Here is a 21,173-nt window from a genome sequence, read left to right as displayed (position 1 = left end):
GGAAGACGAAACCGTTTCCGGCAGACCTGCCATGCATTTTATGCAAGTGGGCTGTCTGATATCCCGGTGGGTGCAGCCCCTCTGCCCTGCCGGGCATCTCCCCCACAGGTGGGGAGATCGGCAAGAAGCCATGCCTCGCCCTCAATTTACGATTCATGTGACGGGCAATTGTTTGGGGAAACCATCGCGCCCATCCAATCTCCCTCCTTGTGGGGGAGATGCCCGGCAGGGCAGAGGGGGGTGGGCCTACACCTACCGCACGATCGTGAACAGTTCGACCGGATCGGCAAAACCCTTCAGCCTGTGCGCCCCGACCGACACTACATCCCCTGCCCCGGCCTCGTCGCGAAACGGCGCCGACATCAGCAGGGCCTCTCCCAGTTCGCTGCAGGCGGTCTGGATGCGGCTGACCAGATTGACGTCGCCGCCGATCAGGGTGAAATCGAGGCGGCGGCCGGAGCCGACATTGCCGTAGCTGACCTCGCCATAATGCAGGGCGATGCCGGCCTTCACGCCGATACCCTCATACTGGAAATGGTCGATCTCATCGAGGATGGCGCGGGCCGACGCCAGTGCGGCGCCGCAGGAATGGGCGGCATCATAGCCCGGGAAGAAGGCAAGCACGGCGTCGCCCATGAACTTCAGCACTTCGCCGCCCTCGCGGGTAATGGCCGGCACGATCCTGTCGAAATAGGCGTTCAGCAGCCCGAGCACGGTGCTGCCGGGCAGCCGGTTCGACAGCTCGGTAAAGCCGCGCAGATCACAGAGCAGCAGTGCTGCCTCCATCGATTCGATCTCGTCGCGGCGGATGCGGCCGGCCAGAATGCGGCTTGCCGTCAGCGGACCGATATAGGTATCGAGCAGGCTGAGCTCGACCTGGCGAAGGATGCGGAGTTCGCTGGTGTTGCGTAGCGCCGGCAGTATGCGCTCGATCACCTCACGCTCGGAGGCGGTGAAGCCGCCCGGCCGCCGTGTGCCGAAGACGGCGGCGCTGACCGGGCCGTCGACATTGCAGAGCGGCGCGATGACGAGCTGCATCAGGCCGCGATCGGCAAAGACATCGATATGCTGCCAGCGGCCATGCACGCTTTCTCTGGTATCGACCACCAGCGGTTCGCGGGTTTCCATGACCTTGCGCAGCGGCGTATTGGCGATGGCGACGCGCGCGCCGTGTTCGCGGTCGTGGATCTCGACCGGTTCGCCCGGCGCCCAGGCGATGGTGCGGCCGATGAATTCTGGATGCAGCGTCATCAGATGCAGGGTCAGCCGGTCGACCGGCAGGCCGAGCGCCTGAAGCCGGCGGCCGAGGCCGGAGACCAGGCCCGCTTCATCGAGCGCGTGGCATTCATCGCCGGAGAGCCATTCGATGATCGAGAGTAGTGCGCCGACGCTGACGGCATGGCCGGCGGCCTTGGGCGGGAGCCTGTCGGCATCGGGAGCATAGATCGCTGACGTCATGGCTTTCTCCTCCTTGAGGGCCGCACGGCGCTAGTGGGCGCCGCCGCCGGAGAGTTGACCGGGTTTTTTCAGAAGCAGGGTTGCAACCAGGGCGACGACGAGGGCGACGCCGAGCAGGAAGAAGGTGTCGCTGAAGGCCATGATATTGGCCTGCTTGCGTATTTTCAGCGCGATGGCGACGACGGCCTTGTGGCTGGCGAGCGCCTGATCGCTGACGCCGTGGTTCATGAAGTAGCCGGTGAGCCTGGCGATACGATCGCGGGTGGCTTCCTCGAAGACCGAGACCGAGTGGGTCAGGATGTTCGAGTGGAACTGCTCGCGTTTCGACAGAAAGGTCTGCAGCGAGGCGATGCCAACGGCGCCGCCGAGATTGCGCATCATGTTGAAGAGCGCGGACGCAGAACCGGCATTCTCCCGCTCGATGCCCGCGGTGGCGATCGCCGAGAGGGGCGTGAAGACGAGCGCCTGGCCGATGGCACGGACGATGTTCGGCCAGAACAGCTGGTCGCTGGCATAATCGCCGGTCATGTGCACGTTCATGAAGTTCGAAGCGGCGAAGAGGGCAAAGCCGACGACGATCAGCAAGCGGACATCGAAATGCTTCATCAGCCGCGGTACCAGCGGGATCAGCAACAGCTGCGGGATGCCAGTCCAGGCGAGAACCATGCCGATCTGCTCGGAATTATAGCCCTGGATGCGGGTGAGGTAGATCGGCAGCACGAAAACGGAGCCGTAAAGCGCAATGCCGAGCAGGAAATTGGCGACGATGCCGAAGCCGAAGTTGCGGCGCACCAGCAGGCGAAGGTTCAGCAGCGGATTGGCGGTTTTCAGCTCGATGATCAGGAACAACGTCAGCGAGACGGCGGCGATAACAGACAGGCGGAGGATGAAATCGGAGCCGAACCAGTCTTCCTTGTTACCCTCTTCCAGCACGGTCTGCAGGGCTGCCAGGCCGATCGCCATAGTGATGATGCCAGGCCAATCACCCTTGGCGAGCAGCTTCAGGTTCATCGGCGCGCGGTCGAGCGAGGCCCAGAGCAGGCCGACCATCAGCGCGCCGGGCACCAGGTTGACATAGAAGATATACTCCCAGCCCCAGTTCTCGGTGAGATAACCGCCGATCGTCGGGCCGATCGCCGGCGCGAAGGTGGCCGAAAGGGCAAAGAGGGCCAGGCCGATCGGCTGCTTGGCCTTGGGCAGCAGCGTGATGATGATCGTGAAGGCCATCGGGATCAGCACGCCGCCGGAAAAGCCTTGAATGGCACGCAGGATGATCATCTGCTGCAGATTGGCAGCGAAGGCGCAGGCAACGGAGAAGATGAGAAAGAGGATGGCGTTGGTGAGCAGATAGTTGCGGAGCGAGAAGACGCGCGCCAGCCAGGCGCTCAAGGGGATGACGACGATCTCGGCGATCAGATAGGAGGTCGAAATCCAGCCGCCATCATCCGTCCCGGCGCCGATCGCGCCCTGGATATCGGCAAGCGAGGCATTGACGATCTGGATGTTGAGGACGGCCATGAAGGCGCCCAGCGTCGAGCCGACAACGGCTGCCCACATGCGCAGCGGGCTCATCGCGGCAGGTGTCGCGGGCGCTACGGCGGCGGGGGGCGCCAGCGCATTACTGTTGGCGGCGATCTGAAGAGTGGCCATGACCTACTCCTTCCGGCTCTTGCGGAAAATTCTCTCATGACGGGGTTCGGGTGATCATTCAGGGAATGATCGGGATCATTCGGGAAAAAGGGAAAGGATCATCCAGCAGGGTTGGATGATCCCTCCTTAGCTGCCGCGGAGGTTTGGGCAGCCTTGGTATCGATTTCGGGCTCGACCGACATGCCGGAGCGCAGCAGGCCGCTCAGAGCCTCGTCGTCGATGACGATCTTGACCGGGATGCGCTGGACGATCTTGGTGAAATTGCCGGTGGCATTGTCCGGCGGTAGTAGCGAGAATTCCAGGCCGCTTGCCGGCGAAACGCTGTCGACATGACCCTTGATCGAGATGTCGGGAAAGCTGTCGACCTTGATCTCGACCGACTGGCCGGGGCTGATATAGGTCAGCTGCGTTTCCTTGAAATTGGCGACGACATAGACCGCATGCAGCGGCACGACGGCCATCAGCTGCGTGCCCGAGGTGACATACTGTCCGACCCGGATCGACCGGGCGCCGACCGTGCCGTCGACGGCGGCGACGATATCCGTATAGGAGAGGTTGAGCTCTGCCTGCTGGGCTGCGGCGGCAGCGCGGTCGCGCTGGGCAACCGTCTGTTCGCGCTCAGTCTGCAGCACTGGCACCTTGTTTTGAGCCGTGACGAGGGCTGCCCTGTCGCGCTCGACGGCGGCAGCGGCCTGGTCGCGGGCCGACTGGGTCTGCTCGGCGCGAGACTGGGTGCCGGCACCGTTGGTGATCAGGCGGGCCGAGCGGGCGGCATCGGACACGGCAAAATCGAGCGAGGCCTGCGAGGCATCGACCGTCGCCCTCGCCTGCTCGATCACCGATTGCTGCAGGGCAATCTGGGCGTCGATATTGGTGATGGCGGCTTCGGCCGCCTTCACATCGGCATTCGCCTGCGACAATGCGGCCTGGAAGTCGCGGTCGTCGATACGGGCAAGAACCTGGCCGGCCTTGACCGCGTCATTGTCGTTGACGAGCACTGCCTTGATATAGCCAGCGACCTTTGGGGCGACGGTGGTGTAATCGGCCTTCACATAGGCATCATCGGTGGATTCGATGAAGCGGCCGACCGTCCAGTAGCGGTAGCCGAAATCGCCTGCAAACGCGACGCTGGCAAGCAGCGCGGCGGCAATGACGGCGCGCTTGACGATTTTGCGGCCGGTCTTTTTGGGAGCATCCGCGACCGGTGCGTCCGCAACTGGCGCTTCGGGGGGCGGCGCTTCCGAGACAGGCATGGGGGGCGCCTCGGCGGCGGGCGGCCTTGCGGCTTCCTCGGCCAGGATCTGCTCGGCTTGCCTGGCAGTTTCAAAAGCTTGCCTGTGGGGTAACTCGACCATCGCAATTCTCCTTCACCGTTGGCCTTCTCTGAGGCCCTGTTCGATGCAAAGGAAAATGCACCCTGCCATTCATTCTGATAATCTGCTTAAATTGGGAAGGATCATCAACTCTCAGCGGATAATCCGGGGGCAATATGGATCGGCTGACAAGCCTCATGGTGTTTGGCCGCGTGGTGGAATGCGGCGGCTTTTCCGCCGCCGCCCGCCGGCTCAACATGTCCGTCACCATGGTCGGCAATCACGTGCAATCGCTGGAGGACCGGCTCGGCGTGCGGCTGCTTAACCGCACGACGCGCAAGGTCAGCCTGACCGAAACCGGCAAATATTATTATGAGCGCTCGTCACAGATCCTGGCCGAACTCGATGAGGCGGACCGGACGGCCGGGGCGCTGAGCACGACGCCGCGTGGCACGCTGAAGGTCTATACCAGCAGTGCCATCGTGCGTTTCCTGCTGCCTGTCGTCAGCGAATTTATGGAACTTTATCCGTCGATCTCACTCGATTTCAGCGTCGGCGAGCGGATGGTCGACATGATCGAGGATGGCTACGACCTGGTGATGCGCACCGTACCGCCGCCGGATTCGTCGCTCGTCGCCCGCAAGCTGACGCCCTGGCGCCATATGCTCGTCTGCTCGCCGGCCTATTTCGAGAGCCACCCGATGCCGAAGACGCCGGCCGAGGTCGCCGGGCACAATTGCCTGCAATATGCCTATTACCCCTATGGCGACGAATGGCGCTTCGAGGATGGCGACGGCAACAAGGAAAGCGTCAAGATCAGCGGCAACGTCGTCTCCAATAGCGCCGAGATGCTGCGTTTCCTGACGCTGACCGGGCGGGGCATCTTCCTGGCGCCGAGTTTCGTGGTGTTCGACGACATCGCCGAAGGGCGGCTGGTGAAAATCATGCCGGACTACCGGCCGGTGGAATTCAACATCAACGCCGTCTATCCCAACCGCAGCCACCTGCCGACCAAGGTGCGGCTGTTCATCGACCTCTTGGCGGAGAGATTTGCGGAGCATCGGAAGTGGATGACGTGAGGGGTGCGCCCCGGGTAGACCTGCTCTCACATTTTTGCGAATGGGCTCGGGTGTGGCTGGCACCCCCCTCTGCGCTGCCGGGCATCTCCCCCACAAGGGGGGAGATCGGCAAGAAGCCATGCCTCGCCCTAAGTTCACGATTCATGTGACGGCCAGTTGTTTGGAGAAGCCATCACGCCCAGCCAATCTCCCTCCTTGTGGGGGAGATGCCCGGCAGGGCAGAGGGGGGTGGACGCAGATCTCGGATTCTGCCGGGGAACGCCCTGGCCCTGCGCTTGCGCTCCGGGCGTTCGTCGTTGCAATCGATTCACTGGATCGATTGCTCCCGCTTTGCGGGACCTCTCCTCACTCTTCGCTCTCACTCCTGCCGTGGGCCCAGTCCATGTAGAGCTCCAGCGCCTTGCGGGTGACCGGGCCTTCCTGGAGGTCGCGGTCGTCGAGGCGGATGACGCCGACGACTTTGGAATAGTTGCCGGTGGTGAAGATCTCGTCGGCTTGCATGAAATCCTCGACGGAAAGCGCTGCTTCATGCACGTCGAAACCGGCCTGGCGCAGCAGGCCGATGACGCGGGCGCGGGTGATGCCGGCGAGGAAGGTTCGGTTGGCGGCCGGCGTCATCACCACGCCGTCGCGGACCATGAAGACGTTCGAGGAAGCGGTCTCGACGACGTTGCCGTTCAGGTCGCGCACCAGCGCATTGTCGAAACCGCGGCTGCGCGCTTCGGCGATCATGCGGCCGCTGTTTGGATAGAGCGAGCCGGTCTTTGCCTCGGTCATCGCCGTTTCCGGGGACGGGCGGCGATAGGGCGAGACGGTGAGGCTGGTGCCGCCATGGCCGCCCATCGGCGCCTCGAACAGGCAGAGCGCGAAGCGGGTCGATTCCGCGTCGACGGAGACGACGCTGCCCGGCGCGCCGTGTTCGCCCCAATACATCGGCTTGATATAGATCGCCGTGGCGCCATCGAATTTGGCAACGCCTTCCCAGGCGAGTGCTACGATCTCCTCGGCTGATTTCACCGGCTTCAGGCCCATGGCGAGCGCCGAGCGGTTGATGCGCTGGCAGTGCAGGTCGAGATCCGGCGCGATGCCGTCGAACCAGCGGGCGCCGTCGAAGACCGTGGAGCCGAGCCACATGGCATGCGAGGTCGGCCCGATCAGCGGCGGATTGCCGGGGAGCCATTCTCCATCAACATGAGTCCAGGTGGTTGAGCGGGGTGATGTATCGACGGCCATGATGGTTTCCTCCTGAAGCCGGAGAAGGAAAAACCGCCGCGGCAAGCCGGGTCAAGGACAAATCCCGAACGGAAACACGGAAGCAAGAAAATGCCGGGGAATGCCGCCAGGCCGCAATATTCGTGCGCAGCAACAGCGGCTTCAGCGATGGGTGCATCAGCAAAAATGATGGAATGGAATGTTGGAATGGCTGGCTGCAGCATGCGATGATGGGTGGAACCGCCGCTTAAGAGCGTCCATCGACTTTGATCCATGCGACGCTCTTAAGCTCTTTGTTTTATGCATGCCGTTATCCCGGAACCGCTGCACACTTCCGGGCGCCATGCATTCGGCAGCAAGGAAAACGCCGATGAAAGCCATGTTCTACGAAGCCTTCGAACAGGCGCCCGAAATCCGCACCGTTGCCGATCCGACACCGACAGAGGACGGTGTCGTCATAGCGGTCGGCGCCAGCGGGCTCTGCCGCAGCGACTGGCACGGCTGGATGGGCCACGACCCTGATATCCGCCTGCCGCACGTGCCGGGACACGAGCTTGCCGGGCGGATCGTCGCCACCGGCCGCGGCGTGATGCGTTTCAAGGTGGGCGACCGGGTGACCGTGCCCTTCGTTTCCGGCTGCGGCCATTGCAGCGAATGCCATTCCGGCAACCAGCAGGTCTGCCCGAACCAGTTCCAGCCGGGCTTCACTCATTGGGGGTCGTTTGCCGAATATGTGGCGATCGATTATGCCGACACCAATCTGGTGCACCTGCCCGATACGATCGACGACGCGACGGCGGCAAGTCTCGGCTGCCGCTTCGCCACCTCGTTTCGCGCCGTCGCCGATCAGGCGCGCACCGGGCCCGGCGAATGGATCGCCGTGCATGGCTGCGGCGGCGTCGGCCTGTCGGCGATCATGATTGCCACCGCGCTCGGGGCAAATGCGATCGGCATCGACATTTCGGAAGAGAAGCTCGCCTTTGCGCGGGAGTGCGGAGCGGTGGCGACGGTCAATGCGTCAGGTGTCGCCGACGTGGCGGAGGCGGTGCGCGAGATCACCAAGGGCGGCGCGCATGTCTCGATCGACGCGCTCGGCCATCCCGTCACCTGCTTCAATTCGATCAAGAATCTGCGCCGTCGCGGACGGCATGTGCAGGTGGGGCTGATGCTCGGTGAACACGCGACGCCGCAGATCCCAATGGCGCAGGTAATCGGCCACGAGCTGGAAATCTACGGCAGCCACGGCATGCAGGCCTGGCGCTACGACGCCATGCTGTCGATGCTTTCGGCCGGCAAGATCGCGCCGCAGAAGCTGATCGGACGCCGCGTCAGCCTCGAGGAGGCCGTGCCGGCGCTGATGGCGCTCGACAAGGCTGAGGCCACGGGCATCAGCGTCATTACCCGGTTTTCATGAAGCATAATTCCACCCTCCCCTCCCGTGGCGAGCACGGGAATGAGGGAGAGCGGGAAGAGCAACAAGACCCTATTGAGCTACGCCGATCGAAGCGAGAAAGGCTGATGAAGCCGGTATCTTCGACTTGTCCTTGATCTCGATGATGAGGCGCGGGTTGCTTTCGAGCTTGGCGAGAGCCGCAAAGACGGCATGCCAGCGGATCGTGCCTTCGCCAAGGCTCCAGTGGCGGTCGGCATATCCGTCGGCATCCTGCAGGTGGACATGCTGGAGGCGATTGCCGGCGGCCTTGACGTAATAATCGACCGGTGGCGCACCGGTATAGCCGTGGGCATAATGGGCGTGGCCGGTATCGATCGAGACCGCGACGGCAGGCGAGTTGAAGCTTTCGGCAAGCGCCACGCGAATATGCGGATCCTTGTCCTCGATGTTCTCGATGACCATGGTGCAGCCGATATCCTCGGCGCGCCGGACGGCGTCGCGGAGCGTCATGTGCGTGCGCTCGGCCAGGGCTTCGCGGGCGCCGGCATTGTCGTCGAGATTGTTGTAGGACCAGGACGTATAAGGGCTGTGGATGACCATATGGGTCGCGCCGATGACGGCGCAGACGTCGAGCCCCTGCAGCAGGCGCCTAGTGACGATGGCGCGGATATCGGGATCTTCCGAGGCGATGGTGAAGCCCCAGAACGGGCCGTGAATGCCGAGGCGGCCGTTATGACCGTCGAGAAGCCGCCTGGTGCGGGCGGCAAGCGGCGCCCAGTCGCCGTTCAGAATCTCGGCATCGATAAAGCTCTGCAATTCGAGATCGCGGGACTTTTCGAAGAGCCAGTCACGGTGAAGTTCGACTTCATCGAGCGTCATGGCGGCGCCGACGACGGGAAGAGAGGACATGGATGCGCTCCATCAATGTGAATGATCAAAGTGAATGCCGGGACGGCGTGGAAGGACGGCTCCAAGAACGGCCGCCGCGTTCTATGCGCCCCTTCTGTGTCGGCGGTATTACAGGCGCCGAGCCTTTCGCATCCCTCCGGCCTCAGTCATTTGCGCATAGCTGATGCGGCATTGACGGACCTTGCGGAAACGCCCCGAAGTACCGATATCGGCCTCGACAGTCTCGTGACGCAGTGGCGCGCGAGCGGCGTTGAACCCCTGGCAACGGAGCCGTTTGTTCAGCGCTTCGGCCGATGCAGCGCGCTTCTTTGAAAGCCTTCGGCGATGTTACCCCCAACAACAGGGCGGCTTGTCAAAGACGGCGCAAAGGTCTAACGGCTGCGCCCGCAAGAAAAAGCCGATCAGAAGAAGCCCTGTAAGAAAAAGAAAGAGACATGATGTCCAACTCATTTGTGAAAATGCATACAAGCGACGAGGCCAAGCGGTTTTTCGTCCTCGGCGACCGGGTCGAGCGTCGGCTTAGAATCAGCGGAACCTGGCTCAATCTCTTCGACGTCACCGTGCCATCAGGCAGCCGGACGCCGAAACATGCGCATGCGAGCCCGGAAGTGTTCCGCATCATCGAGGGAAAGCTGACGATCTGGCGCCTGGGCGACAGCGGCCCCGAAGAGATCGAAGCGAGCGCCGGCGACATCGTCACCATCCCGCCCTTCATGGTGCACGGCTATTCCAACCGTGGAACCATCCCCGTGGTCTTTTCCGCGGTCGTCGATCGGGACATGGCCGAATTCATCGAAGCGGAAGGCACAACCGAGCCTCCGAAGGCCAGCCCTTCGGCCGAAACCATCGCCCGCATGACCGCGGCCGCCAATGCTTACGGGATCACCATCCTCGCGGCCTAGCGACCGCATCTGGGGGCGTCATTCCGCGGCCATGCTCTCCTCGCCTGGGGCAACTTGGCTGAGAGCTGCAACTGCGAAAGATGCAAGTTCATGGGCTGATAGCTCACAGTGGCTCGAAGGCAGAGCGCCAATAATTCTGGGGTCCCATAAGGAGATGATTGAGGCGCAAAAGCAGGAAGCGGCCGTGTCAACATTCCTCGGAACGAACTCTTCAGTCGCGATGCCAGTGGAAATGAGCTCCCCGATATACGCCTGAAGTCGCTTCAGATGGTCTCTGAATGATGGCCAACTGCCGTCTGCGGCGAGAACAACGAGGTTGAACATCTGGCTGTCGCCGTGACGTGCCTGCAGCATCAGGCGGTGTTGTCCGAGCGCGGTTTCTTTCAGGCGGCTCGCCGCACTGGTGAGCTCGCCGCCGGCAGATGGGGTGAAGGTGAGATCAGTTTCGAAGAAATTCCCGGCAATGGCATCCCAAATCGCCGCCTTGGAGGGGAAGATTTTGTACACACTTGCCGGCGACTTCCCCAGCAGTCGAGCGATATCGGCGACGTTTGTTTTCGAGGGCCCGTACAGCCGGCACGCTGCCGTGCCGGCTTCGATGATCGAGGACATATAGCAGTCTGCGGCCGGTCGCTTACAGTCGTGCCAACTTCCATTTGCCAATCCTATCTGGTCCGCATGCTGGACGGGTCTCAGACGGCGTCTGATCGAGGCGGCTGACGATCAGTAGGCAATCTGACCATCCACCATCTTCCCCTCATTCGAGGAGAGTTCCCGCTTCAGGATTTCTCGCGCCTCCGGGCTGATGACCGCGACTGGAGCCGCAACGGCTACGCGCGCTGCCGAGCCGGCGAAATTGGCCGCTGTCATCCCGATCTGATCGGCAACGCTTGCCTTTCCGCCCTCGAGGCTCTGCCCTGCCAGCCGCCGCCCGAGCAGGCGCACGATCTCCGGGCTGTCGGCGAAGGCATTGTGGCCGAGCGGATCGTTCGTCGCGATGGCGCTCGTGTCGATAACGGAAACGCCGAGTTCGTCGAGAAGAGGCGCGTAAGGTCTGAGATCGGATCCGCCGACGCGGCTGACGCCACCCGATAGCCAGCTCGACATCTCCAGCGCCTTGTCGCGTGTCGAGGTCAGGATCGCAAAGTGCGGCCGTTTCGGCCCCATCTCGGTGAACTGGCGACGGAACACATCGATGTCGATGTCCGGCGATGCGAGAACGACGTTCTTGACCTTTGCCGGGATTGATTTCTCGCGCATGGCGACGCCGCGCAGTGCCTCGGCCGCAAGCCAGCCGCCCATGGAATGGGCGAGGATCGTCACATCGGAGACGTCGGGACTTTTCGCCGCCTGGAGGATCAGATCCTCCAGAGCGCGACGCGAATAGTTGGCGCTCTCCTTGTCGTAGAGGTAGTCGAAGACACGGCCCCTTGATGGCCAGGTGAAGAGGATCGGTGCGGCGTCGGTTCCCGAGTCATGGACGATCTGCGCGAAGCGGAAGACAGCGTCGGCGTAGGTGTTGTTGAAGCCGTGCACGAAAATGATGACCTGATGTTTCGTGTTTCGGTTCTTCCGGTACCAGTCGAACGCCTGGCCCTCGGATTGCACCTTGGCAACCTGCGTGACCGCAAACTCTTTTTGCGGGTTGGGCGGCATGCGGGACGGCCACTGCACCTCTCCGATCTTGCGGTTCCGATCGGGCGGGATGGATATGTCGACGCTGTTAAGGGAAATCGCCGTCCCGCGGTCGCCGGAATAAAGCTTGCCGGGATCCTCCGAAGGCTTACGTGTCGTGGCGACCAGCATGGTGACCCGGCTCGTGCCGGCCGGGGCCACGGCGAGAGGCTGAAGGACATCCTGCACCCGGTTGGCGCAACCCGATGTAACGAGTGACAGGGCCACAAGGACCGGGACAGCGCGGCCTACGCGGGCAGCGATCGCCTTGGCGAACCCAAACCCGGTGAGACCCTGGGCAATGCGCCCAGGGAGTGAGAGCGATCTGGTCATCTCAGTTCTGCTCGACTTCGCGAGGAATCCGGAACCAGGCGACGTAGAGCGCCGGCAGGAAGAGAAGTGTCAGCGCCGTTCCGACGACAATCCCGCCCATCATCGCGTAGGCCATGGGACCCCAGAAAATTTCATGCGAGATCGGGATCAGGGCCAGGGTTGCGGCCGCAGCAGTGAGCATGATCGGCCGCATGCGGTGCTCGGTCGCCTCCACCACCGCCTTCCACGCCGATATTCCCTCTGCGCGCAACTCCTCGATCTGCACGATCAGGATCACGGAGTTGCGGATGAGAATTCCGACCAGCGCGAGCACGCCCAGGAGCGCGACGAACCCAAGCGGCGAGTTGCTGGCGAGCAGCGCCACGACGACGCCGATGAGGGCCAGCGGCGCTACCGAGAAGACCAGGAACAGCCGGTGGAAGCTCTGAAGTTGGATCATCAGCAGCGTCGCCATGATGACGAACATAGCCGGCGCCACCTTGGCGATCGGACCCTGCGATTTGGCGCTTTCCTCGACTGCGCCGCCGACCTTCACGGAATACCCGGCCGGCATCGTCTTTTCGAAAGCCGAAACCTTGTCGGAGAGCGCCTTCACAACGGTTGCCGGCTGCGTCGCATCGCCGATCCCGGCCTTGATCGTGATGGTCGGAATTCTGTCGCGCCGCCAGATCGTCGGCTGTTCAAGCTCATAATGGAAGGTTGCGACGGATGACAGCGGGACGGATTGACCGTTGCTGCTCTGCAGTTGCAGGTCAAGCAGGGTGTCGATCGAGCCGCGCTCCTTTTCCGCGGCACGGCCAATGACATCGACCAGATAGATGTCGTCCCGAACCTGCGTTACGGCATTGCCTTGTACGACGGTGTTGAGCGCCATTGCGATGTCCTGAGACGAGACGCCGAGCTGTCGGGCCTTGTCCTGCAGCACGTCTATCTTCACGACACGGGCCGGCTCATTCCAGTCGAAGGCGATGTTCCGGAGGGAAGGATAGGTGCCGACGATCGAGCCCAATTTCTGTGCCAGGTCGCGCACCGTCTGCAGATTTTCGCCGGACACTCGGTACTGGATCGGCTTGCCAACCGGAGGCCCGATGTCCAGAAGCTTCACGTAAGCGTCCGTTCCCGGAAACGTCTTCTGAAGGTAGACCTCCATCTGCTGCTTCAGCTTGTCCCTGATGTCGAGGTCCTTGGTGACAACGACCGTCTGGCCGAAAGAAACGTCAGCCGGCTGCACGTCGAAGGACAGAACGAAGCGCGGCGCACCCCTGCCAACGTATGTCGACCAATGTTCGACGCCAGCGTTGCCAGTCAGCATCTCACGCTCGAACTGGGCCATCTGGCGGCTCGTTTCGGCGATCGAACTGTTCTGCGGCAGGTTCCAGTCGACGATCAGTTCCGGACGGTCGGAGCTCGGGAAGAACTGCTGCTGCACCATCGACAGGCCGGCGATCGATCCAGCGAAGAGTAGGACTGTTGCGATGATCGTCATCCAGCGCCAGCGCAGGCAGAATTGCAGCAGGCTGGAAAAAATCTTGGCAAAACGGCCCTTGTGCTCGGCGTGCTTCTTCATCGTCTTCGGTAGAATGGTCACCCCGATCAGGGGCGTGAACACCACCGCGACCACCCACGAAACGACGAGGGAAACCGCTATGACCACAAAGAGCGAGAAGGTGAACTCGCCGGCGTTGCTCTTGTTAAAAGCGACGGGGATGAAACCCGCGACGGTGACGAGCGTGCCCGTCAGCATCGGGAAGGCCGTGGATGTGTAGACGTAGGTGGCGGCTTTCGTGAGACTGTCGCCCGTTTCCAGCCGTGCAACCATCATCTCGACGGCGATCATGGCGTCGTCGACAAGGAGGCCGAGCGCGATGATCAGCGCTCCGAGCGAGATGCGCTGCAGCGAGATGCCGGTGTAGAACATGACCATGAAGGTGATGGCGAGAACGAGCGGGATCGCGATTGCCACCACCAGGCCGGCCCTCATCCCCAGACTGATGAAGCTGATCGCGAGCACGATCGCGACCGCCTCGAACAGAGCTTTTGTGAAGCCGCCGACTGCCTCCTCAACCACCTTTGGTTGGTCGGACACCTGTTCGACCGAGACGCCGACCGGAAGCTCCTGGGTGATTTTGCTCATCGTCTTGTCAAGCGATTCGCCGAAGGCAAGCACATTGCCGCCCGTCTTCATACCGATCGCGAGCCCAATGGCAGGCTTTCCGTTGAAGCGGAAGAGCGACGTCGGCGGGTCGACATAGCCGCGGGTGATCGTGGCGACGTCGGTCAGCGGGAAGAAGCGGTCGTTTACCCGAAGATTGATCCCACGCAAGGTGTCCTCGGAGATGAAGCGCCCGCCGACCCGCAAGGCGACCCGCTCCGGTCCGGTTTCGACAAAGCCGGACTGGGTGACGGCGTTCTGCGCTTGCAGCGTGGCAATGATGGCGGAGCGGTCGATGCCGAGGGCGGCGATCTTGCGGGTGGAGAATTCGAGGTAGATCACCTCGTCCTGCGCGCCGACAATATCGACCTTGCCGACGTCGGGGATGTTGAGGATCTGCGTCCGGGCATTCTCGGCGAAGTCGCGCAGTTCCCTCTGGCTAAGTCCGCTGTCGCCGGTGAAGGCGAAGATGTTGCCATAGACATCGCCGAACTGGTCATCGAAGAAGGGGCCGACGACGCCTTGGGGGAATTCGTTCTTGATATCGTCAATCAGGTTGCGGACGCGCGACCAGGTGGGCTTTACGTCCCGCGCGATTGTATCCGGCAGCAAATCGACGAAGACGATCGTTTGCCCGGCAGTCGTAATGCTGCGGGTATGTTCCAGCTTGTCGAGCTCCTGGAGCTTCTTTTCGATGCGGTCGGTAACCTGCTGCGTCACCTCCTGGGCAGAAGCGCCTGGCCATTGGGCCTGGATCACCATCGTCTTGATCGTGAAGGATGGATCCTCCTCGCGGCCGAGCCCAAGATAGGCAAAGGCGCCCGCCACCGCGAACATGATCATGAAGTACCAGACAAGCGAACGATGCTCGAGCGCCCAGTCAGAAAGGTTGAATTTATTCACGGGCGTGGCTCCTGTCCGAGTTGCACTTTCTGTCCATCAGTGAGTTCATCAACTCCGGCGATGACGATCTCTTCCCCTTCCCGCAGGCCCGCTTGAACCAGGACGGAACGGGGGGCGGACGCCGGACCTTCCAGTTCAACCGGCCTCAGGACGACCTGGGCCGTGGAGCGATCCACCACCCATACCTGGCTGGCACCGTCTTTATGACGGATGGCGGAGAGCGGCAGCGCGATCGCCTGCTTCCTTTCTCCGACAAGCGGCGTCGCGGTGACCACGGCGCCAAGGCGGAAGATGTCCGGCGCCTGATCGATCCCGATCTTCAGCCGATAGGTGCGGGTATTGGGATCGGCCTGCGGTGCGATCTCGCGGACGACGCCAGTGGCCTGGATCCTGCTGTCGAGCTGGAGGGCGACGTTGAAGCGGTCGTCCAGGCGAACGCGACTGAACTGCGCCTCCGGCACGTCGACCACCACGTCGCGCTGCTCGAGGCGTGCCAGTTTCAAGACCGGTTGGCCGGCCGAAACGGTCTGGCCCATTTCTGCGGACGTGGCGGTCACGACGCCATCGAACTCGGCCCTCAGCTCGGCGTAGCCGAGCTGCTCATTCGCCTTCGCAAGGCTGGCCGTCGCTTTCGCGACATTGGCGGTAGCCGACTTGAGCTGCTGTTCGGCAAGATCGTGATCGGCAACGCTCGCCGCATTGCTCTGAACGAGCCTTCGCTTGCGGGTTTCCGTCGTCGCGGCGTTCTCCAACTGCGCCTGGGCGTTGCGCAGTTCGGCTTCCGCGCTCGTGACCGCGAGCTGCAGAGTGAGGGGATCGATTTCCGCTAGGACATCGCCCTTGTGCACCAGGTCGCCGACATCGACCTTGCGAGAGACCATTCGCCCGAGCGTCCGAAACGCCAGGTCGGTCTCGATGCGGGCCCGCACCACGCCGGGCGAGGTTGCGATTTTGCCCTGTTCGGCCGCAGCCGTGACGACTTTGACAGGACGGGGAGCCGCCGCCTCCCCTGCGACGGAGTTCTGATCGCAGCCTGCAAGCAGCGACACTGACAGAAGAAGCGGGAGAGAGGTACATATGCGATTGAGGGTCATCTCACTTGCCTTCCCAGGCGACTGCCTGGCCTTCCTTGAGGAACTTTCCGCCTTCGGTGACGATCAGGTCTTGTGCGGCGACGCCGCCGGTGACGACGAAATCGCTCTGGCGGTACCGGTCGACCGAAATTTTCCGGAGCGAAACGGATTGGTTTTGGGTGTTGACGAGCCACACGGCAGGTTCGCCTTCGGCTGATGCGATCGCGGTATAGGGCAGCACGATGCCGTCGCGCGGCGAGGCGCGCAGCTTGCCCACGACAGGCGTTCCGAGCGGCCATGGCGCGCCGTCCTGGAGCCCCACCTTGATCCGGATCGTGCCTGCCTTCGCGTCGATGACGGGCGAGACCTCGCGTATGCTGGCATGAACGTCGCGCGAGGGGTCCGACACCGGTGCGACCTCGACGTCGTTCAGCGGCCGGCCATCCAGAAAGAAAGCCTCGAAGACGTCGAACACCGCATCCCGCGGTCCGTCATGGGCGAGCGTGAAGGCCGACTGCGCTGCTGACACCACCTGCCCGGCTTCGATGCCGCGCGCCGTGACGATGCCGTCTGCAGCCGCTTTCAACTCGGTGTAGGACAGCGCGTCCTCGGCCGTCGCGAGCGCGGCCTCGGCGGCCTCGAGGGAAGCCTGCGCACTCAGCAGCTCCTTCTGTGCATCGTCAAAGACCGCCCGCGGAACAGCCTGCGACTGCAGGAGCGACTTCGCCCGGTCGAAGGCGAGTGTCTTCTGTCTGGCGACGGCCTGCGCCGACTCCAGCGCGGCGCGGGCGACGCTGACGTCCGCCTGCTGTTCCGTGTCGTTGAGCCGGGCAAGCACGTCGCCGGCGTGGACATGCGATCCGACGTCGACCCTTCTCTCAAGAACCCGGCCGCTGACGCGAAAGGAGAGTTCGGTCTGAACCCTTGCCTTCACCTCGCCGGTGATTTCCGCACCCGATTGATACTGAGCCTCGGCGGCCGCAACGACGCGGACCTGCTGCGGCGGCGGCGCAACTTCAGCTTTTTCTTCGCAGGCAGCCAGAACTGCGCAGGCGAGACCAATTCCCAGCAATCGAAAGGACTGCATTTTTTGCTCCGGTAAGGTTGCGAAGAGAGCCGCGTTGTTGATCGGCCAGCTTCGATCTGCTGCGTGTAACAGGCCATCGCCCGATGTTGACAACGCCCACTTAAAGGCAAAAGTGGGCGCTGTCAACATACGACAGGCAAGAATGTTGACACGAGCAACTTAAAACTTAAATGGACAAATATGACCCAAGACATTTCCACGACAGAGCCGCGCCCGTATCACCATGGTGACCTGCACAGGGCGTTCGTCGAGGCCGCACTCGATGTCCTCAGCGAGTCCCAGATTCACTTCGGGAGCTCGCCCGACGCGCGGGCGTCAGTCACAACGCCCCGTACAAACACGCCGACAAGCGGGTATTGCTGGCCGCCGTCTGGGCGGTTGGATTTGAGCTCCTTGCGAAGCAAATGAGCGACGCGACGAAGGACTCGACGGTCCGCGCGAGCGGCTGGCAGCTATAGGGCGCGTCCACGTCGGCGGCGGCGTCAACAATCCTGCGCTCTACAGATTGTGTTCAGAGGCTATCTCGCCGGTCAGGACAACGGGCCCCTGCTGTCGAAAGAACTGCGGCAGAGAACATAAGAGCGCTTTTGGTGAATGCGATAAGCGACGGCGCGCTCGGGCGGCCCATTCCGGACACGGCTGCAAATACACGTAACTTTGACGGTGCCATTCTGTTTTTCTGGTCGCAAATGCATGGTCTCAGTTTGCTGCAGGTAGACCGCCTCGCCGGCCCAGCGACAAGACGAAGGCGCTGACAGAGAGCGTCTTGCAAAGCATGCTCGACAGACTGGCGAATAGTATCCCCGCTATACCACCAGGAGTGTGGGTAGGACCTCGGCCTGTCTACTAAAACGTCCCGAGCCTCGCGCCCGGCGGGTCTGCTGACATTTGGGAAGATGCTTGCATTGGGGCTGATGTTTTGCTGGCGACCGTGCGGGTGATTTCCGCACTCAAATCAAAAATAGCAGGATTGGGGTGCACCGCTCGCAGAACGCCTCCCCTGCCCGAGGTTGGGAATATCCGACCGACCTTAGCTAAGCCGCGGTCAACACATCTCCGACCTGGATATACGACGACTTGGCCTTCGCAACCTTCTCCCTCAGAGCAGCCAACTCTTCAGCAAGCAGTTCCACGGCGATCTTCTGGACGGCTGCCTTCAACCGATCCTCGACGTCGAAACTATCCAGCATGTAACTGGTTATTGCGTCTTTCATCAGTTCTTCGATGGCAGGATCATTCTGCTCCAGCGTATCAGTCATACTGTGCTTCCTCTGGTTGCGGGCATTCCCTTCAGTTGGCACCTTTGAGGCTAGTCCCAGGCGCTATCTCAGTCCATAATACTCAGGGAAGACTTTCTGAATTCTGGGTATGCTCACTTCCTCCTTTGGTTTAACCCACTCCATAAGATTTTCGGAGTCTGTCGAGCTTATACTTCCTCGGTTGGGGGATTAGAGATGTGCAGAAAGCCTTACCCTTTGAGGCTTTGGCAGAGGTCGCAGTGGCTATTCCAGTTTGGAGACACAGCTGATAGGATTGGAAAGATCAAAATCGGGGCCGAAGGCTACGGTGGGAGTGTTGGGATCGGCTGGTTTTTCCTCCCTGTTCTGAAGTCATTCGCAACGATTTCGGCCGATCCGCGCAGCGCTTGTCGACGAGCCGAGGCATTGCCTTGAGTTCCCGCCAGTTGCCCGGCCTATTAGCTTTTTGCATAAAGATGGATTGGCGACGTACCGTATCGGTTTCCATAATTCAGAGGGGTCGGTCGAGGCGTGCACGCCGTCATACTGGACGAAAGACCGATCGCAGACGTAAATGTGCCGCTTGGTGAAGATGGGGGCACGCACGACATCCGCGCCGTAACTGGTTAGCAACCATGCCCGAAATCATCTCGACCGACCGCTCTCTCGACCGTTTGCCAACCGACCAGGATCTGGGGCGGCTGCAATTCACCACCTTGCTATACTATCTCCAATGCACGAACCCGGACAACGGTCTGGTTCGCGACAAAACCGAACCGAATGCCCCGGCAAGCATCGCGGCAATTGGCATGGCTCTGGCGACAATTCCCGTTGTTGTCGAGCGTGGGGTAATCATTCGCGAATTTGCTGCAAAGATCACCCGCAAGCGATTGCGGTTTTTGATGGAATGCCCGCAGGGGCCGGAGCCCGATGCATCCGGGCACAGGGGCTTTTTCTATCATTTTCTGGACATCGAAACGGGCCGCCGGGCCTGGCAATGCGAATTGTCCACTATCGATTCGGCTTTCCTATTCGCCGGCGCCCTGACCGCGGCGACCTATTTTGATGGCGATACGGCCGACGAGGCAGAAATCCGCCAGCTTGCGACGGCGCTTTACGAGCGAGCCGACTGGATCTGGGCTTGCGATGGCGGCCCCACCTTGACGCATGGCTGGCACCCGGAAAGCGGGTTTATTCCTTATCGCTGGCGCGGTTACGATGAGGGTCTGCTACTGTACATTCTCGGGCTGGGATCGCCAACCCATCCATTGCCACCGGAGAGTTACGCCGCCTACACCGCGAGCTATGAATGGAGAAACATCTATGGTCGCGAATTGCTTTATTCGGGGCCGCTTTTTACCCACCAGTTGTCGCACATGTGGGTAGACTTTCGAGGCATTCGTGACGAGTTCATGCGCCAGCACCACAGCGACTACTTTGAAAACAGCCGGCAGGCATCGTTCGTGCAGCAGGAATACGCAATTCGCAACCCAATGGGTTTTGCAGGTTACGGGGAATATTGTTGGGGGTTTACTGCCTGCGACGGACCAGGTTGGGGTGAGCGGGCGATCAATGGCGTCGATCGGGAGTTCTTCGACTACAACGCCCGAGGCGCGCCCTTCGGACCTGACGATGGCACCGTCGCGCCATGGGTCGTTGTCGCCTCGCTGCCGTTCGCGCCGGAGATCGTCGTACCGACAGTCCTCAACTTTGCGCGAATGAAGCTCGGCATGACGCGGCTTTACGGTTTCAAACCGTCGTTCAACCAGACCTATGTCGTGGAAAACAGTCCCACCGGATGGTGGGTAAGTCCCTATCACTTTGGCATTGACCAAGGTCCGGTGGTGCTGATGATCGAAAACTACCGGACCGGTTTGCTCTGGAACATCATGCGTCGATGCAAGCCCCTGGTGATCGGATTGCGTCGCGCGGGATTTTCAGGAGGGTGGCTTTAGATTGGATGCGCTGCGATCCCTGGCGCTCCCCGCGCCCGCCGAGTTGGTACCGCCCCTTTGCCCAGGAAGGGTCTTGCAACCTCATGAACCGCTTTCGCCCTCGCTACTGAGAGCCAGCGCAGAACGGATGCAATCAAGCAAAACCTGTTCGCCAAACGGTTTTGTCAGGCAGCCGACGATGTCCGCGCCCAACGCAGACGCGCGCACATTCTTTTCCGGAAAAGCGGTGATCAGAACGGTCGGAATGCTCTTGCCCAGCGCCACGAGCCGGCGGTGCAGATCGAGCCCACTCATTCCGGGCATATTGATGTCCGTCACGAGGCAGGCCGTGCGGCGGATATGAGGGAATCTCAAGAAATCATCCGCGGATGAAAAGGTCTCGGCGTCAAATCCCATCGACCTCATGAGCCCCTTGATAGCCTCCCGCATCGACTCGTCGTCGTCGACGATCGCAATCAGAGGTTTCTTGGTTGGCACTGCCGCCTCCCGACTTCGCCGATCGGCGTCGTGCCGAATTAGCGTTGTGGCGCGCTTGGCTGGATGGATTTAGTATCTAACGGCGACAAAGGCATCGCAAGCTATACGATCGTATAGATTGTCTAAGACTTGCTGCAACGAACGGGACATTTGCCCAAGAGCGCCCGGAACATGGGCCGCCCGCATCTAGCCTTGTGGCCGAGGTAATTATCGCGCATTCTGGTGTGCGAAAGAAACCCGTTTCGGCACTAGCGAGGGAGACAGGAGGAGTGTTCTCATCGCGTGACTGGCGCTCTGCTGGGTGGGCTGCTGCTGCAGTGGGGGTGGATAGTATATATCCCAAAACGCCGATTCACCTTGGGGGC

The 21,173-nt window shown here is 61.7% G+C and carries 16 protein-coding genes and 1 pseudogene; 5 read left to right on the top strand and 12 right to left on the bottom strand.

The window, feature by feature from the left end; translation table 11 throughout:
* Window positions 1–252: 252 nt before the first annotated feature.
* From G9X67_RS17760 to G9X67_RS17750, 3 genes are all read right to left on the bottom strand, one after another.
* Window positions 253–1,458 (bottom strand): adenylate/guanylate cyclase domain-containing protein, encoded by a 1,206-nt coding sequence (locus tag G9X67_RS17760; RefSeq protein WP_138328550.1) that lies wholly within the window; start codon window positions 1,456–1,458, stop codon window positions 253–255.
* Between the two features lie 30 nt (window positions 1,459–1,488).
* Entirely contained in the window at window positions 1,489–3,108 is a 1,620-nt protein-coding gene (locus tag G9X67_RS17755) for an MDR family MFS transporter (protein WP_138328551.1), read from the bottom strand.
* A gap of 98 nt (window positions 3,109–3,206) precedes the next feature.
* The gene (locus G9X67_RS17750; protein ID WP_171599327.1) at window positions 3,207–4,463 is read right to left on the bottom strand and encodes an HlyD family secretion protein; all 1,257 of its coding nucleotides are present in this window, start codon (window positions 4,461–4,463) and stop codon (window positions 3,207–3,209) included.
* A 134-nt stretch (window positions 4,464–4,597) separates the two neighbouring features.
* On the opposite strand from G9X67_RS17750, the gene G9X67_RS17745 reads away from it, so the two are divergent.
* On the top strand, window positions 4,598–5,500 hold the full coding sequence (locus G9X67_RS17745) for a LysR family transcriptional regulator (protein WP_138328553.1): 903 nt from the start codon (window positions 4,598–4,600) through the stop codon (window positions 5,498–5,500).
* 345 nt (window positions 5,501–5,845) lie between these two features.
* Here G9X67_RS17745 and G9X67_RS17740 read toward each other — a convergent pair whose 3' ends face one another.
* Window positions 5,846–6,733, bottom strand: a complete 888-nt coding sequence (locus G9X67_RS17740) for a branched-chain amino acid aminotransferase (protein WP_138328554.1) — start codon at window positions 6,731–6,733, stop codon at window positions 5,846–5,848.
* A gap of 349 nt (window positions 6,734–7,082) precedes the next feature.
* On the opposite strand from G9X67_RS17740, the gene G9X67_RS17735 reads away from it, so the two are divergent.
* Window positions 7,083–8,126 (top strand): zinc-dependent alcohol dehydrogenase family protein, encoded by a 1,044-nt coding sequence (locus G9X67_RS17735; RefSeq protein ID WP_138328555.1) that lies wholly within the window; start codon window positions 7,083–7,085, stop codon window positions 8,124–8,126.
* A gap of 69 nt (window positions 8,127–8,195) precedes the next feature.
* On the opposite strand, the gene G9X67_RS17730 is transcribed toward G9X67_RS17735, so the two are convergent.
* On the bottom strand, window positions 8,196–9,014 hold the full coding sequence (locus G9X67_RS17730; RefSeq protein WP_171599326.1) for a sugar phosphate isomerase/epimerase family protein: 819 nt from the start codon (window positions 9,012–9,014) through the stop codon (window positions 8,196–8,198).
* Between the two features lie 434 nt (window positions 9,015–9,448).
* On the opposite strand from G9X67_RS17730, the gene G9X67_RS17725 reads away from it, so the two are divergent.
* Entirely contained in the window at window positions 9,449–9,916 is a 468-nt protein-coding gene (locus G9X67_RS17725; RefSeq protein ID WP_138328557.1) for a cupin domain-containing protein, read from the top strand.
* Between the two features lie 18 nt (window positions 9,917–9,934).
* Here the strand turns inward: G9X67_RS17725 and G9X67_RS17720 are convergent, their stop codons facing one another.
* From G9X67_RS17720 to G9X67_RS17700, 5 genes are all read right to left on the bottom strand, one after another.
* Window positions 9,935–10,528, bottom strand: a complete 594-nt coding sequence (locus G9X67_RS17720; protein ID WP_246705426.1) for a TetR family transcriptional regulator — start codon at window positions 10,526–10,528, stop codon at window positions 9,935–9,937.
* A 111-nt stretch (window positions 10,529–10,639) separates the two neighbouring features.
* Window positions 10,640–11,923 carry an alpha/beta hydrolase gene (locus tag G9X67_RS17715; RefSeq protein WP_171599325.1) on the bottom strand — a complete coding sequence of 428 codons (1,284 nt, stop codon included), beginning with the start codon at window positions 11,921–11,923 and terminating at the stop codon, window positions 10,640–10,642.
* Window position 11,924: 1 nt separating this feature from the next.
* Complete coding sequence (locus G9X67_RS17710; protein ID WP_138328560.1) at window positions 11,925–14,978, bottom strand: efflux RND transporter permease subunit; 3,054 nt, start codon at window positions 14,976–14,978, stop codon at window positions 11,925–11,927.
* Window positions 14,975–16,072: an efflux RND transporter periplasmic adaptor subunit gene (locus G9X67_RS17705; protein WP_138328561.1), complete on the bottom strand. Its 1,098-nt coding sequence runs from the start codon at window positions 16,070–16,072 to the stop codon at window positions 14,975–14,977. The genes G9X67_RS17710 and G9X67_RS17705 overlap by 4 nt, the downstream gene beginning before the upstream one ends.
* A gap of 1 nt (window position 16,073) precedes the next feature.
* Window positions 16,074–17,138 (bottom strand): efflux RND transporter periplasmic adaptor subunit, encoded by a 1,065-nt coding sequence (locus G9X67_RS17700; protein ID WP_138328562.1) that lies wholly within the window; start codon window positions 17,136–17,138, stop codon window positions 16,074–16,076.
* A 180-nt stretch (window positions 17,139–17,318) separates the two neighbouring features.
* On the opposite strand from G9X67_RS17700, the pseudogene G9X67_RS35045 reads away from it, so the two are divergent.
* Window positions 17,319–17,988 (top strand): annotated as a pseudogene (locus tag G9X67_RS35045) (TetR/AcrR family transcriptional regulator).
* A gap of 184 nt (window positions 17,989–18,172) precedes the next feature.
* Here G9X67_RS35045 and G9X67_RS17695 read toward each other — a convergent pair.
* Complete coding sequence (locus tag G9X67_RS17695) at window positions 18,173–18,397, bottom strand: hypothetical protein (RefSeq protein ID WP_138328563.1); 225 nt, start codon at window positions 18,395–18,397, stop codon at window positions 18,173–18,175.
* A 614-nt stretch (window positions 18,398–19,011) separates the two neighbouring features.
* Between G9X67_RS17695 and G9X67_RS17690 the strand changes: the two genes are divergently transcribed.
* A complete protein-coding gene (locus G9X67_RS17690) occupies window positions 19,012–20,331 on the top strand; it encodes a glucoamylase family protein (RefSeq protein ID WP_171599324.1) in 1,320 nt (439 codons plus the stop codon).
* Window positions 20,332–20,412: 81 nt separating this feature from the next.
* Here G9X67_RS17690 and G9X67_RS17685 read toward each other — a convergent pair whose 3' ends face one another.
* Entirely contained in the window at window positions 20,413–20,808 is a 396-nt protein-coding gene (locus tag G9X67_RS17685) for a response regulator (RefSeq protein WP_138328565.1), read from the bottom strand.
* Window positions 20,809–21,173 lie beyond the last annotated feature (365 nt).

Origin of the sequence: Rhizobium sp. WYCCWR 11152 (genome assembly GCF_013087615.1) — a bacterium.
GTDB classification, from domain to species: Bacteria; Pseudomonadota; Alphaproteobacteria; order Rhizobiales; family Rhizobiaceae; genus Rhizobium; species Rhizobium indicum.
This window is presented reverse-complemented; position numbering and strand designations above follow the sequence as displayed.

Coding starts and splice junctions, on each gene's coding strand:
- G9X67_RS17715 (WP_171599325.1), bottom strand. CDS start 11,923: ATGACCAGATCGCTCTCACTCCCTGGGCGCATTGCCCAGGGTCTCACC.
- G9X67_RS17735 (WP_138328555.1), top strand. CDS start 7,083: ATGAAAGCCATGTTCTACGAAGCCTTCGAACAGGCGCCCGAAATCCGC.
- G9X67_RS17740 (WP_138328554.1), bottom strand. CDS start 6,733: ATGGCCGTCGATACATCACCCCGCTCAACCACCTGGACTCATGTTGAT.
- G9X67_RS17705 (WP_138328561.1), bottom strand. CDS start 16,072: ATGACCCTCAATCGCATATGTACCTCTCTCCCGCTTCTTCTGTCAGTG.
- G9X67_RS17725 (WP_138328557.1), top strand. CDS start 9,449: ATGATGTCCAACTCATTTGTGAAAATGCATACAAGCGACGAGGCCAAG.
- G9X67_RS17750 (WP_171599327.1), bottom strand. CDS start 4,463: ATGGTCGAGTTACCCCACAGGCAAGCTTTTGAAACTGCCAGGCAAGCC.
- G9X67_RS17690 (WP_171599324.1), top strand. CDS start 19,012: ATGCCCGAAATCATCTCGACCGACCGCTCTCTCGACCGTTTGCCAACC.
- G9X67_RS17720 (WP_246705426.1), bottom strand. CDS start 10,528: ATGTCCTCGATCATCGAAGCCGGCACGGCAGCGTGCCGGCTGTACGGG.
- G9X67_RS17745 (WP_138328553.1), top strand. CDS start 4,598: ATGGATCGGCTGACAAGCCTCATGGTGTTTGGCCGCGTGGTGGAATGC.
- G9X67_RS17695 (WP_138328563.1), bottom strand. CDS start 18,397: ATGACTGATACGCTGGAGCAGAATGATCCTGCCATCGAAGAACTGATG.
- G9X67_RS17760 (WP_138328550.1), bottom strand. CDS start 1,458: ATGACGTCAGCGATCTATGCTCCCGATGCCGACAGGCTCCCGCCCAAG.
- G9X67_RS17755 (WP_138328551.1), bottom strand. CDS start 3,108: ATGGCCACTCTTCAGATCGCCGCCAACAGTAATGCGCTGGCGCCCCCC.
- G9X67_RS17730 (WP_171599326.1), bottom strand. CDS start 9,014: ATGTCCTCTCTTCCCGTCGTCGGCGCCGCCATGACGCTCGATGAAGTC.
- G9X67_RS17700 (WP_138328562.1), bottom strand. CDS start 17,138: ATGCAGTCCTTTCGATTGCTGGGAATTGGTCTCGCCTGCGCAGTTCTG.